13 protein-coding genes are annotated in these 13,398 nt (G+C 74.8%); 4 read left to right on the top strand and 9 right to left on the bottom strand.

The window, feature by feature from the left end; all coding sequences use genetic code 11:
* The first annotated feature begins 112 nt into the window (after positions 1–112).
* Together AC1UE5_RS24210 and AC1UE5_RS24205 are read left to right on the top strand one after the other, a co-directional pair.
* Complete coding sequence (locus AC1UE5_RS24210; RefSeq protein WP_482928498.1) at positions 113–1,303, top strand: right-handed parallel beta-helix repeat-containing protein; 1,191 nt, start codon at positions 113–115, stop codon at positions 1,301–1,303.
* Positions 1,304–1,342: 39 nt separating this feature from the next.
* Complete coding sequence (locus AC1UE5_RS24205) at positions 1,343–2,047, top strand: hypothetical protein (protein WP_482928497.1); 705 nt, start codon at positions 1,343–1,345, stop codon at positions 2,045–2,047.
* A 10-nt stretch (positions 2,048–2,057) separates the two neighbouring features.
* On the opposite strand, the gene AC1UE5_RS24200 is transcribed toward AC1UE5_RS24205, so the two are convergent.
* Positions 2,058–2,930 carry an alpha/beta fold hydrolase gene (locus AC1UE5_RS24200; protein ID WP_482928496.1) on the bottom strand — a complete coding sequence of 291 codons (873 nt, stop codon included), beginning with the start codon at positions 2,928–2,930 and terminating at the stop codon, positions 2,058–2,060.
* Positions 2,931–3,022: 92 nt separating this feature from the next.
* Here AC1UE5_RS24200 and glgP point away from each other — a divergent pair, with 92 nt between their 5' ends.
* Positions 3,023–5,164, top strand: a complete 2,142-nt coding sequence (glgP, locus tag AC1UE5_RS24195; RefSeq protein WP_482928495.1) for an alpha-glucan family phosphorylase — start codon at positions 3,023–3,025, stop codon at positions 5,162–5,164.
* Positions 5,165–5,200: 36 nt separating this feature from the next.
* Positions 5,201–6,178, top strand: a complete 978-nt coding sequence (locus tag AC1UE5_RS24190) for an endonuclease/exonuclease/phosphatase family protein (protein ID WP_482928494.1) — start codon at positions 5,201–5,203, stop codon at positions 6,176–6,178.
* 291 nt (positions 6,179–6,469) lie between these two features.
* On the opposite strand, the gene AC1UE5_RS24185 is transcribed toward AC1UE5_RS24190, so the two are convergent.
* The 8 genes from AC1UE5_RS24185 to AC1UE5_RS24150 all read right to left on the bottom strand — a co-directional run bounded on the left by AC1UE5_RS24185 (position 6,470) and on the right by AC1UE5_RS24150 (position 13,379).
* A complete protein-coding gene (locus AC1UE5_RS24185) occupies positions 6,470–6,889 on the bottom strand; it encodes a nuclear transport factor 2 family protein (RefSeq protein WP_482928493.1) in 420 nt (139 codons plus the stop codon).
* Positions 6,890–6,929: 40 nt separating this feature from the next.
* Positions 6,930–7,751 (bottom strand): alpha/beta fold hydrolase, encoded by an 822-nt coding sequence (locus AC1UE5_RS24180; RefSeq protein WP_482928492.1) that lies wholly within the window; start codon positions 7,749–7,751, stop codon positions 6,930–6,932.
* 61 nt (positions 7,752–7,812) lie between these two features.
* The gene (locus tag AC1UE5_RS24175) at positions 7,813–8,430 is read right to left on the bottom strand and encodes a hypothetical protein (protein ID WP_482928491.1); all 618 of its coding nucleotides are present in this window, start codon (positions 8,428–8,430) and stop codon (positions 7,813–7,815) included.
* Between the two features lie 20 nt (positions 8,431–8,450).
* The gene (locus AC1UE5_RS24170) at positions 8,451–9,680 is read right to left on the bottom strand and encodes an ABC transporter permease (RefSeq protein WP_482928490.1); all 1,230 of its coding nucleotides are present in this window, start codon (positions 9,678–9,680) and stop codon (positions 8,451–8,453) included.
* Positions 9,677–10,411 (bottom strand): ABC transporter ATP-binding protein, encoded by a 735-nt coding sequence (locus tag AC1UE5_RS24165; protein ID WP_482928675.1) that lies wholly within the window; start codon positions 10,409–10,411, stop codon positions 9,677–9,679. Before AC1UE5_RS24165 ends, AC1UE5_RS24170 begins: the two co-directional genes overlap by 4 nt.
* A gap of 98 nt (positions 10,412–10,509) precedes the next feature.
* A complete protein-coding gene (locus tag AC1UE5_RS24160) occupies positions 10,510–12,048 on the bottom strand; it encodes an efflux RND transporter periplasmic adaptor subunit (protein WP_482928488.1) in 1,539 nt (512 codons plus the stop codon).
* Positions 12,045–12,521 carry a hypothetical protein gene (locus AC1UE5_RS24155; RefSeq protein ID WP_482928486.1) on the bottom strand — a complete coding sequence of 159 codons (477 nt, stop codon included), beginning with the start codon at positions 12,519–12,521 and terminating at the stop codon, positions 12,045–12,047. The genes AC1UE5_RS24160 and AC1UE5_RS24155 overlap by 4 nt, the downstream gene beginning before the upstream one ends.
* A 123-nt stretch (positions 12,522–12,644) precedes the next feature.
* Positions 12,645–13,379: a glycoside hydrolase family 16 protein gene (locus tag AC1UE5_RS24150; protein ID WP_482928484.1), complete on the bottom strand. Its 735-nt coding sequence runs from the start codon at positions 13,377–13,379 to the stop codon at positions 12,645–12,647.
* Positions 13,380–13,398 lie beyond the last annotated feature (19 nt).

The following is a 13,398-nucleotide window of genomic DNA, read 5'->3' as shown; positions in this document are numbered from 1 at the left end:
CGGAGGGTTGGGGCGTTCTGCCGCGCAGCACGGCACGGCTTCCAGCGCGTCGCGGTGCGGCGGCCCGGTTGGGATGTTGTGCCGGGCGCGGCGTGGGTACCGTGGCCGCGTGATGCGGACAGGGGTGAGCGCGCTGTGCGCGCTGGTGCTGGCGGTGCCCGCGGCGAGCGAGGCGCGGACGTTGGCGGTGGGGCCCGGGCACGCGTACGCGAAGCCGTGCCAGGCGATCGCCGTGGCGAAGCCCGGGGACGTCGTGCGGATCGACGCGCGGGGGAACGGGACGTACGACGGGGACGTCTGCGCGAGCAGCGTCGCGCGGCTCACGATCGAGGGCTTCAACGGGCGGGCGCGGGTCGACGCGCGGGGGCGCAACGCGAACGGCAAGGGCACGTGGGTGCTCGCGGGTCCGGACACCGTCGTCCGCAACGTCGAGCTCTCCGGCGCGCGGGTGCCGGACCGCAACGGCGCCGCGATCCGGCTCGAGGGCGACGGCGACCTGCACCTCTCCAACGCCTACCTGCACCACAACGAGAACGGCCTCCTCGTCACCGCGAGCAGCACGCGGACCCGTGTCGTCGTCGAGCGCACCGAGCTCGACCAGAACGGCGCGGGCGACGGCCAGTCGCACAACGTCTACGTCGCCCGCGCGCGGAGCTTCGCGATGCGCTTCAGCCACTCGCACCGCGCGAAGGTCGGCCACCTCGTCAAGTCGCGGGCGCAGGTCAACGACATCTCCTTCAACCGGCTCACGGGGGAGGGCGGCACGTCGTCGTACGAGCTCGAACTGCCGGACGGCGGCGCCGCGCGCGTGGTCGGCAACGTCATCCAGCAGGGCCCGACGACCGAGAACCACGCGCTCCTGTCGTACGCCGCCGAGAGCGTGCGCAACCCGCGCTCCAGCCTCCGCGTCGTCCACAACACGTTCGTCAGCGACCGGCCGCAGGGCGGGACGGCGATCGTGATCGGCGCGGCCGCGAGCAACGCCCGCGTCGACATCGCCAGCAACCTCGCGGTCGGCCACACGCGGTTCGTGGAGCCCGGCGGCGCGACCCCGCGGCTCACGCGGAACTGCCTCCCGAAGGACGCCCGCTTCGTCGCCCCGGCAGCGTTCGACTTCCGCCTCCGCCCGACCTCGCCGTGCCGCGACAAGGCCACCCGCAAGCCTCCAGGCGGCCTCCCGCGCCGTCAGTACCGCTACGACCTGCGAGGAGCCACGCGCCGCACCACGGGCCGCGCCCCCGACGCCGGCGCCTTCGAGGCTGTCGCGAAACGCGCGGGGTTGCGCTCGCTCGCGCGGATGTGATCGAGTCGGCTCGTGTCACGGACGACGCGAGCGCGGTGGGTGGCAGTGGCGGCGGCGATCGCCGTCGCGAGCGGGGCGACGAACGCCCACGCCGCACCGCTCCCAACGCACATCAAGATCACCGGCGCGGCGTGCACGAAGGCGCTGCAGGTCGCGGTCGGGGACGGGCTCGATGGAGGATCGAGGCCCGGGCCGCGGAGCCCGTTCGACGACCACTGGATCGACCTGACGATCACGCCCGGCGCCACCGCCGCGGGCAAGACGCGGTACGACGTCGCGTGGGCGCTGAAGCCCGGCGTGCGGATCTGCCCCGGCAGCTGGACCCGGCTCGGGGCCGGCACCGACACGCCGATCACCACCGCGACCGGCACGCGCGGCGACGACGTGACGAACGGCGGGCCGGCGCAGGCGAAGGTCAAGGCCCGGTTCACGCAGGACCTGCAGCTGCGCGACGGGCTCGGGCCGACGAAGCTCCGGACGCTTGTCGCCGGATGGGCGCGGCGCGCGTGCGAGCTCGGCGGCGGCGCCGCGAAGGAGCTCCTCACGTCGCTGGCCACCCGCGCCGGCGCCCGCGACTGCAGGCCACCCAAGCGCCTGCGGCCCACGCAGGTCGAGCTGCTCCACCACCTCGTCGCGCACTTCAACCATGCGAAACCGGCGGCCGGGGAGGCGTTCGCCCGCGAGTACTACCGCGTCCTCGCGCAGCTGACGACGTTCGACCCCGCGAAGGCCGGCCTGCGCTGACGGGGGAGGCTCAGCCGCCGAGCACCTCCCGGAGCCGGCGTGCGAACGCCTCGGGCTGACCCGGGTAGCCGTACTCGCCACCGGCGAACCCGCCGTGATGGCTGGGGAACACCGCGGGCTCCTGCCCGAGCAGCGCGGCGAGCGCTCGCGCCGCGCGGTCGGTGAACGTCCCCGCGGACTCCTCGCCGACCGCGACGACGATCCGGGTCGGCGCCGCCTGCAGCGCGGCCACGTCCGGCCGGTGGTCGCTGACGGCCCACGAGCGGTCCGAGAGGAGCGGGTCGTCGCGGGACCCGTCGTCCTCGGTCGGGAGCCCGAACGCCGCGGGGTCCGGCGCCGGCTGCGCGAAGTACGCGTCGGTCAGCTCGCCCTGCCACGACGTCATCGCGATGAACGCCGCCATGCCGGCGCCCCAGCCGCGCGCCTCGTAGGCATCGCGGAAGCCGGCACGGGCGCGCACGACCGCCGCCGCGTCGGGCAGCACCGAGATGAGCGGCGGCTCGTGGGCGACCAGCGTCACGACGTCCTCCGGGTGCGCCGTGACGAGCGCGAGGGCGGTGATCGCCCCGCCGCTGCTGGCGAACAGCTCCACCGGCCCGGCACCCAGCGCCGCGATCAGCGCGTGGAGGTCCGCGGCCTGCACCTCCGGCACGTGGTCGACGCGCCCGTCGCTGCGCGTGCTGCGGCCCAGCCCGCGCGGGTCGTACGTGACGCACGTGCGGTCGGGCAGGTGCGACACGAGCGTGCGGAACCCGGCCGCGTCCATCGGGTGGCCGACCATCAGGAGCGGCGGCCGGCCGTCGGCGGTCGGGAGCGGCCCGACGACGTCGTAGGCGATCTGCGCGCCGTCGGTGGCGAGCGTGGCGTGCGTCGTGGTGGTCATGCCGCTACAGACCGCGCCGGCGGTCCAAGCTCATCGGTCCGGAGCCGCCGTTAGACCGACCCACATCGGGGGCATGCGACCATGCGGTGCTCATGATTGCTCCCGGACAGCAGGACATCGACAGGGCAGCGAGCGCACTCGCCTCGCGCCTGCCGTGGCCCCTCGGCGTGCTCGGGCGGCTCGCGTACAACTACCGCTGGGCGTGGTCCGCGGACGGGACGTCGGTCTTCCGCGACGTCGATCCGCGCCGCTGGCGGCTGTGCGACGCGAACCCGGTGCGGCTGCTGCAGGAGGCCTCCCCCGAATCGCTCCTCCGTGCCGCGGCGAACGACGACCTCGTCGCCCGCGCGGAAGCCGTCGAGCAGGAGATCCAGGCGGACCTCGCGCGGCCGTACCGCACGAACGCGACCGAGGCCGACAAGCCGATCGCCTACTTCAGCGCCGAGTACGCGGTGCACCGCTCGCTACCGATCTACAGCGGCGGCCTCGGCGCGCTCGCCGGCGACACGGTCAAGGAGGCGTCCGACCTGGCGCTGCCGTTCGTCGCGATCGGCCTCATGTACCGGCGCGGGTACTTCCGCCAGCGCATCGACGTCACCGGCTGGCAGCAGGAGTTCTGGGTCCCGACCGACCCCGAGCGCACGCCTGCCGTCCTCGTCACGCACAACGGCGACGGCCGGACGCCGGTGAAGATCAGCGTCGAGGTCGGCGACGACACGGTCTACGCGCAGATCTGGCGGGTGAACGTCGGCCGCGTCCCGCTGCTCCTCCTCGACACCGAGATCGAGGAGAACAACCGCGTCACGCGCTGGATCACCTCGCGGCTGTACGACGGCGACCCCGGCACGCGCCTGGCGCAGTACATGCTGCTCGGCGCGGGCGGGATCACGGCACTGCGCGCGCTCGGGATCGACCCCGGCGTCGTGCACATGAACGAGGGCCACGCGGTCTTCGCCGCGCTGGAGACCGCGCGGGCCGAGGTCGAGAACGGCGCGTCGTTCGAGCAGGCGCTCGACCGCGCCCGCCGCCGCACGGTCTTCACGACCCACACGCCCGTGCCGGCCGGCAACGACACGTACCCGGCCGACCAGCTGGCCGCGACGGTCGACAAGCTCGCCGTGGCGTCCGGCACCGACGCGGGGGCGATCGTCCGGCTCGGCCGCACGCACCCCGACGACGAGGGCGAGCCGTTCGGCGTCACGCAGCTCGCGCTCCGCACCGCGCGCAGCGCCAACGGCGTCGCGCGCCGGCACGGCGAGGTCGCGCGCGAGATGTGGCAGGGGCTGTGGCCCGACCGGCCGGTCGACCAGGTCCCGATCACCCACGTGACCAACGGCGTCCACGTCCCGTCGTGGGTCGGCCGGTCGATGCGCGAGCTGCTCTGCAAGCACCTCGGCGACGACTGGCTCGAGCGCGCCGGCAGGCCCGAGACGTTCGACGGCATCGACGCCATCCCGGCCGAGGAGCTGTGGGCGGTGCGCAACGAGCAGCGCGCGCAGCTCGTCGACTTCGTGCGGGAGCGCTCGACGCTCGAGCGCGTCGCGCGCGGCGAGCAGCGCTCGTACGCCGACGCGGCCGCGCAGGCGTTCGACCCGGACGCGCTGACGATCGGGTTCGCCCGCCGGCTGGCGACGTACAAGCGCCTGCACCTGCTCATCCACGACGCCCAGCGCGCGCTCGGCGTGCTCGGCGGCGACCGGCCGATCCAGCTGCTGCTGGCCGGCAAGGCGCACCCGCGCGACAACGACGGCAAGCACGTCGTGCAGGGGCTGTTCGGCCTGCGCGGCGAGCAGGCGGTCGCCCAGCGCGTCGTGTTCCTCGAGGACTACGACCTCGGCGTCGCCGCGCGGCTCGTCCGCGGCTGCGACGTGTGGGTGAACGTCCCGCGGCCGCCGCTGGAGGCGTCCGGCACGTCCGGCATGAAGAACGCCGTCAACGGCGGGCTGCAGCTGAGCGTGCTCGACGGCTGGTGGTGCGAGGGCTACACGGGCGACAACGGCTGGGCGATCTCCGGGGACGTCGACCCGGACCACGGCGCGCAGGACCACCGCGACGCGGCCGAGCTGTACCGGCTGCTGGAGCAGGAGGTCGTGCCGGAGTTCCACGACCGCGACGGGAGCGACATCCCGCAGGCGTGGATCGCGCGCGTCAAGCGCTCGATGAAGACGAACATCGCGCGCTTCTCGGCGACGCGGATGCTCGTCGACTACGAGCAGAACATCTACCGAACCTGAACCTCGGCGCGCCGCGGCGGCCGTACGCTGCGGCGCGTGCTCCGAGACCGGTTCGGACCGTGGACCTGGCGGCGGGTGCTCGCGCTCGCCGCGGTCGCGCCGTGGGCGTGCTGGGCGCTGGTGCGGACGTTCGGGGTCGACGACCTCGGGCACCCGTTCGTGTCGGTGATCGCCTTTACGCCGTACGCGGCGGCGACGTCGGTGCTGCCGGTGGCGCTCGCGGTCGTCCTGCGGCGGTGGGCGGCGGCGTTCGTCGCGGTGGTCGCGATGGGGGCGCTGGCCGCGGCGGTGCTCCCGCGTGCCGTCGCGGGCCAGCCGGCCGACACCGACATGACGGGCGCGACGCTCACCGTGATGTCGTCGAACCTGCTCGGCGGGCGCGGCTCGGCGGAGGACGTCCTGCGGGTCGTCCGCGAGCACGACGTCGACGTGCTGTCGCTGCAGGAGCTCACGCCGGAGGCGATGGCGCGGCTCGACGCGGCGGGCGCGGCGGACCTGCTCCCCGGCCGGGTCGTGGAGGCACGGCCGGGCGGCGCGGGCGCCGCAGTGCTCGCGCGGGGCGGGCTCGTGGCCTCGACCACGGCCGACGACACGAGCACGCCGCAGCCGACCGCGCTCATCCAGATGCCGCTCGCGCGGGCGGTCGCGGTCAAGGCCGTCCACCCGTTCCCGCCGCTCACGCGCACCCGCGCGCGGTCGTGGGAGCTCAGGCTCGAGCGGATGCCGAGCGCCGGCCGCCGCGACGGGCCGCTGCGCGTGCTGGCCGGCGACTTCAACGCGACGCTCGACCACCACGCGCTGCGTGGGCTGATCGCCCGCGGCTACGTCGACGCGGCGGACGCGACCGGCGAGGGCCTGAAGCCGACCTGGCCGGTGGGCAAGCGGCCGCCGGGCATCACGATCGACCACATCCTCGCCGACCGCCGCATCGCGGTCCGCGACTACTCGGTGCACGAGATCCGCGGGAGCGACCACCGCGCGATCGTCGCGACGCTCCGCGTGCCGCCGGCCTGATCAGGCCGCCGTCGTCTCGACCGCCCGGGGCCGCAGCCCGACCGGGATCAGCCGGTGCCGCGCCCAGTACCGCGGCTCGCGCACCACCCCGCGGCGGACGAACAGCACACCCCGACGGCGCGGAGGTCGTCGGTCCACGACGCCCCGAGCGGCTGCACCCGCCGGGTCACGCTGGTGCGCTGCACCAGCGACCGCTACATGTCCTGCATCGTCCTCCGGTTCCCTTCCATGGCCGTTCCCTGCACCGCGTGACCGGGAACTGGGGCACGCGAGCCGCGGGATGCGATCCGATTACCCGGAACCGCCCTCCAGCCCACTCACGCGCATGTACGTCGCCAGGCCGCCACGGACCTGCCAGATCCACACCACGGGCCGGTTGAACGGGGTGCCCTCGACGCTGCCGGTCACCTTCCCGAACACGATGATCTCGTCGCCGACGGGGCGGATGTCCTCGGCGTGGATCGAGATGTCGTCCCACACGCGCGCGGCGTCCGCGAAGTACTGCCGGACGCCGGAGTGGCCGTGATACGGGTGCTCGCGACCGACCATGTGGGCGGTGCCGTGGGGCATGAAGCGGATGGTCGGTGAGACGTGGCGCAGCGCCTCCTCCACGTCCATGCGGGAGAACGCGTCGTAGATCGCCCGCACCACCGCGATGTCGTCCGTGCGCGCGTCCGTCGTCCGCGCGTCCTCTGCCCGCCGGTCACCCATCCCTGCGCCCGGCACAGTAGCGCCCCGCTCGGGCGAGGGATCAGGCGGTTGCCGCGAGCGCCTCCGCCCCCGCGGGCGCATGCTCCTCCGGCGCGGTCGTGACCTCGAGGACGATCCGGGCCACCATCCGCGGCTCGTCGTGGTGGGGGAGGTGGCCGCAGCCGGGGAGGTCGAGCCACTCGGCGCCCGGGACGAGCGTGTGGAACGCGGGCGAGTAGGCCTCCTTGGGGAGGATCCGGTCCTCGGTGCCCCACCCGATGCGGACGGGGACGTCGATCTTCGCCAGCTCGGTCGGGTAGCCGCTGCCGTGCTGGACGACCTCGGCCCACGGCTCGAACATCGCGCACTCCAGGCCGCCCTGCATGAGGGCGAGCGCGGTGGACGGCGGGATGCGGTCGCCGTGCGCGACGACGTCGCGGAGCGCGAGCTTGCGCAGCTTCGGCCGCTTGGCGATGAACGGGAAGCACGGGGCGCCGAGCTCGGTCGCGCGCCGCGTGCGCTTGAAGAGCGCGATGACGCGCTTCTTGGCCTTGTCGTCGATCCACCCGCCGCCGGGCGAGAGCGCGACCACGCTGCGGGCGCGGCCGCGCGCCGCCAGCTCGAGCGCCAGGCAGCCGCCGTGCGAGTTGCCCACGAGGTGCGCGGTCTCCAGGCCGGCGGCGTCCATGTCGCGCTCGGCCTGGTCGATCATCGCCTTCAGCGGGTCCGGCATGTGCTGCGGCAGCTCGCCGCCCGCGTGCCCGAGCGTCGCGGGCGCGTGCACGTCGTGGTGCTCGGAGAGGAGCGGGATCAGCGGATCCCACGTCCGCGGCGTGTCGGTGTACCCGTGCAGGAGGACGAGCGGCGTGCGACCCGGAGACATGTGCAGAGCCTCGCACGTCGCGCGCGCACGCGCGCTGCGGCCGGTGACGCGCCCTGCCGCCTCATCGCCCGGCCGAGGCGCTCGCGGCGGTCGCGCGGATCGACGTCGCGGCGACGGTGCCCTTGGCGTTCGCCTCGCCGGAGACGACGACCGTGTCGCCGGGGTAGATGTCCTTGGCGCTCGTCGCGGCGGTGCGGACGACGCTGGAGCCGGCGTTGGTCGTGACCTTCACGGTGGTGCCGTCGGAGGTCTGGACGTAGAGCGTCCTGCCCTTCTTGGCGGTGACCTCGCCGATCGTCGCCTGGCCGCCGCCGGCCGCGCCGTCGAACCCGGGGAAGCCGCCGCCGGGGGCCTGACCGCCGCCGGGGGTTTGCGCGCCGCTCGGGGCTTGCGCGCCGCCGGCGGGAGCCTGACCGCCGCCGGGGAAGCCGCCGCCTGCGCCGCGTTGCGCCATCGCCGCGCCGCCCGGGAACCCGCCGCCGCCCGCCGCGCCGCCGTCCTCCTGGCCCTTCTGCACCTCGACGCCGCCGTAGAACCCGGCCGCGCCGATCACCACGCCGCACAGCACGAGCGCGGCCGGCGTGACGAGCTTGCGTCGCGGGCGCGGCGGCAGCTCCTCCTCGGGCTCGTCCTCGTAGCGGTCCGCGTACGGGTCGGTGGGCATCTCGGTCGTGGGCATGGCTCCCTCGGGGTGGTTGGTCATTCGAAGCGCAGCGCCTCGATCGGGCGCAGCCGCGCGGCGCGGCTGGCCGGGTACGTGCCGAAGAACAGGCCGCACAGCAGGGACGCGCCGAACGCCAGCGCGACGGAGTACGGCGCGACCGAGGGGACGACGCCCGCGATCTCGAGCCGCGCGACGAGGAGCCCGACGACGACGCCGAGCGCGCCGCCGGACGTCGAGACGAGCACCGCCTCGGTGAGGAACTGCTGGAGCACGTCGCTGCGGCGCGCGCCGATCGCCTTGCGGATGCCGATCTCGCGCGTCCGCTCGGTGACGGAGACGAGCATGATGTTCATCACGCCGATCCCGCCGACGAGCAGCGAGATCGCCGCGACCGCGCCGAGCAGCGTCGTGAAGACGTCGGTGGAGGCGCTCGACGCCTCGAGCACCGAGCCCTGGTTGAGGACGGTGAAGCCGGGGTTCGTCGGGTCGGTGACGTGGTGGGCCTCGGTCAGGATCGCCTCGACCTCGGCCTGCGCGGCGTTCAGCGCGTCGGCGCTCTCGGCCTGGACGGTGATCGAGGAGAGCGCGCCGTGGCCGGTGAGCGCGTCCTGGACCGCGGTCAGCGGCGCCATCACGAGGTCGTCCTGGTCCTGCTGGCCGTTCGAGCCCTTGGCCGCGGTGACGCCGACGATCGTGAAGGCCGCGCCGTTCACGCGCATGGTCTGGCCGACCGGCGACGCCCCCGCGAACAGGTTCTCCACGACGGTCGGGCCGACGACCGCGACGCGCTCGTGGTCGGTGACGTCCTTCGTGGTGAACATCGCGCCGTCGGCGACGTCGTAGTCGCGCGCCTCGGCGTAGGACGGTGTGGTGCCGACGAAGGTCGACGGCGTGTAGGACGTGGAGCCGGCGACGAGCGTGGGCGAGGAGGCGGTGACGACCGGCGACGCGCTCTTGACGTCGGGCGCGTCGAAGTCGTTCTCGAGGCGCTCGACGTCGTCGGTGGTGAGCGTGAAGCCGCTCCCGCCGCCGCCGAAGCGGAAGCCGCCCGGGCCGCCGGGGCCGGACTGCACCTGGACGAGCAGGACGTTGGAGCCGAGCGCGTTGATCTGCGCCTGCACCTCGTCCTTGGAGCCCTCGCCGACCGCGACGAGCACGATCACGCTGGCCACGCCGATCGTCATGCCGAGGATCGTCAGGGCGGAGCGGAGCTTGTTCGCGGCGATGCCCGCGAGGGCGATCCGGAGGGTCTCCGCGCCGGTCACGCGACGTGCTCCCGCGCGTCTGCGCCGCCGCCCGCCGACGCGCCTTCGCCGCCGCCACCCACCGGCGCGTCGCTGACGATGCGGCCGTCCGCCAGCCGCACGAGCCGCCGGGCCTGCGCCGCCACCTCGTCCTCGTGCGTGATGAGGACGACGGTGCGGCCCTGGTCGTTCAGATCTTCGAAGATCTGAAGAACGTCGCCGGTGGACTTCGAGTCGAGGTTGCCGGTCGGCTCGTCGGCGAGGATCAGCGAGGGGTTCGTGACGATCGCGCGCGCCACCGCGACGCGCTGCTGCTGGCCGCCGGAGAGCTCGGACGGGAGGTGGTCGAGCCGCTTGCCCATGCCGACCGCCTCCAGCGCGGCGGTCGCCCGGCGCCGGCGGTCCCGGCGGGTCGCGCCCGCGTAGGCGAGCGGCAGCTCGACGTTGGCGAGCGCGCTGGTGCGCGGGACGAGGTTGAACGCCTGGAAGACGAACCCGATCTTGCGGTTCCGCAGGTCGGACTGGGCGTCCTCGTCGAGGTCGCGCACGTCGACGCCGTCGAGCAGGTAGCGCCCGCGCGTGGCGACGTCGAGGCAGCCGATGATGTTCATCAGCGTCGACTTGCCGGAGCCGGACGACCCCATGATCGCGACGTGCTCGCCGCGCTCGATGCGCAGCGTGACGCCGTCGAGCGCGCGCACCTGGACCTCGTCGGTCACCTGGTAGACGCGCTCGACGTCGCGGACGTCGATGACCGCGCGCTCGCGCCGCCGGCTCGCCTGCGGCGCGCCGCCCTCACGCCCGCCCGCGCGTGGGTCTGGGGCGGGGAGGCCCTGATCGGCCACGGCGATCAGCCTCCCGGCCGGCCGCCGCCGAACCCGCCCCCTGCGGGTGGGCCGCCCGCAGGGAACCCGCCGCCGCCCGCGCCGCCGAAGCCGCCGCCCGCACCGCGCGCGGCGCCGAGGCCGGTCTGACCACCGCTGGTTGCGTTTCCGCCATTCGCCCCCGCGGCCGCGCCGGCCGCGGCGGCGCGGGACGTGACGACGACGGTGTCGCCGGCGGACAGGCCGCTGGTGACGATCGTGGACGTGTCGTCGGAGACGCCGGTCTGCACGCGGGTCGTGGTGCGGGTCCCGTTCCGCTCGACGGTGACCGACGAGCTCTGCACCGCCTGCGCGGGCACGACGAGCCCGGACGCCTCGGCGGTGACGATCTCCGCCGACGCGCTCATCCCGGACTTCAGCTTCGTGCCCGTCTGGGTGAGCGTGAGCGTCACCGGGTAGCTGACCGCGCTCGTCGAGCTGCCGCCGCTGGAGGAGGAGCCGGCGAGGATGCCGACGTCGGTCACCTTCGCGGCGAACTGGGCGCCCGACGCGGCGTTGACGGTCACGGTCGCGGCCTGGCCGACCTTCACCGACTCGATGTCGGACTCGGTCAGCGAGACCTCCATCGTGTACCGGTTCAGCCGCGCGAGCTTCACGAAGCCCGACGAGGACGAAGTGGCTGCATCTCCGCCATTGGCCCCGGAAGTGGAGGGGCTGCCGCCGCTTGCGGAGGACGACGCGGAGGAGCCGCTGCCGGTCGTGTCGCCGACCGCCCCGTTGACCTCCGCGACCGTCCCGCCGAAGGGCGCCCGCAGCACCGTGTTCTCGAGGTCCTCCTGCGCCTGCTCGACCGCCAGCCGGGCGGACTCGACGGCCGCGGCGGCCGCCTCCTCGCTCATGGATGAGGAGGCGCCGCCGCCGCTCGTCGCGCCGCTGCCGCCGCCGCTGGCGCCGCTGCCGCTGCCGCCCGCGCTCGCCTCCGCCGGCGTCGTCGTGGTGCGCGGCGTCGTCGTCGTCGCCTGAGGCGTGGTCGTAGCCCGCGGCGTGGTCGTGGCCTGTGGCGTCGTCGTGGCCTGCGGCGCGGGTGTCGTGGCCGGCTGCGGCGTCGTGGTCGTCGCCGGGGTGGTCTGGGCCGTCGCGATCGGGACGATCGCGTAGCCCTCCGCCGCGGCGGTCGAGGCGCCGGTCGTCGAAGCGCCCGACTGGACCTGGTCGAGCGTGTCCTGGGCGCTCTGGAGCTCCGCCTCGGCCTGCGCGAGCGCGACCTTCGCGGCGCTGCTGTCGATGCGCGCGAGCTCCTGCCCCTTCTTGACGACGTCGCCGGGCTCGACCGCGACGGACGTGATCTCGCCGGACGTGGCGAAGCTGACGTCGGCCTCGCGGAGCGGCGCGAGGTTGCCGGAGCCGGAGACCGTCGTCTGCACGACACCGCGCTTGACGGTCACGGTGCGCTCCTGCGCGCTCGACGCGGTCTCCTCGCCGACCGACAGCGCGGCGAGCGCGACCGCGGCGACGGCGACGACGCCGGCCGCGGCGGTGAGGATCGAGGGGCGGCGCACCGTCACGACTGCGTGGCGTCCTGTGCCTGCGGCGTGGTCTGCGTCCCGCCGCCCTGGCCCGGCGCGCCCTGCGGGCGCTCGGGCAGCTCGACGCCGCACTTCTCCATCGCCTCGCGCAGCTCCTGGAACTGCCCGCCGTCGCGCTGCGGCCGCTGCCCGTCGCCCTGCGGCGCGCCCTCGGGCGGCGCACCCTGGCCGTCGGCGCCCGGAGGCGGCCCGTAGCCCTCCGGCGGCTGGCCGTTCCCGCCGCCCTGCCCGCCGCCGCCCTGCGGCATTTCGGGCAGCTCGACGCCCTGCTTCTCGATGCACGAACGCTGTTCGTCGGTCAGCTGCGTGAACATGCCGCCGCCGCGCGGCCCGCCCTGCTGCTGGCCCGCGCCGCCGCCGGCCGACGTCTCGTTCGCGTCCCCGCCGCCGCACCCGGTGAGGGCGAGCGCGAGGAGGACCGGGGCAAGAGCGAGGGCACGTGAGGTAGGCACGCCGCGCAGGCAACCATCCACACGCAAGAGCCACGTAAGACCTGTCAACCCGCGCCGCGGTGGGTGGCGGGGTGGGGCGCGGCGGTGGCGGCGGGCGCGAGCGGCGGGCGGCGGGCGGGGCGGTCAGGCGGCGCCGACGCGGACCCAGTCGACCAGGGCGCGCTTGGGCAGCTCCCCCAACGACCCGTCCTCGCCGGGGAACGCGTAGAGCCCGAGCATGAGCTGCATCGGGTAGTCGGGCGCCTGCTCGACGCGCCGCACCTCCACGCCGTCGACCGAGAAGACCACGCCCGACGGCGTCCACGCGGCGGCGTAGTCGTGCGGCTCGCGGAGGTCGACGTCGAGGGGGACCTGCGCGAAGTCGTCGCGCAGGCGCGGGTCGCCGAACGGGTGGAGGCCCATCCCGACGCGTCCGCGGCCGGTCGCGGCGTCGACGTCGCGGCCGAAGATCTCGCACACGCAGATCTCGCCCGACCGCGACGGCTCGTCCTCGAACCCGATCATCCACAGCGCGACCATCGCGTACGGGTCCGCGAGCGCGCGCAGCCGCACCGCGATCTCCCCGTACAGCGGCGTCAGGAGCCGCGCCGCGGGCTGCTCCTCCCGCACGCGCGCGTCCGGGTGGAACCGGTGCTGGCCGACGTCCGACCCGAGCGGCCCGGAGAACACGCCGGTCTGCAGCGACGACACCCGCACCGCGCCGTCCCACTCCGGGCACCACGGCGGCTGATCCTCCTCCACGCGCAGCTCAACACCGCCGTCGGGGAGGAACGAGTGGCGCGCCGCGGCGGTCTCGTGCGAGGACCACTGCGGCAGGTAGTACGGCAGCCAGGCATCGGGAGGAACGGGGCTGGTCATCGCGCCCAGTGTCGCGTAG

The sequence above is a fragment of the Parviterribacter multiflagellatus genome (genome assembly GCF_056863265.1).
This window is presented reverse-complemented; position numbering and strand designations above follow the sequence as displayed.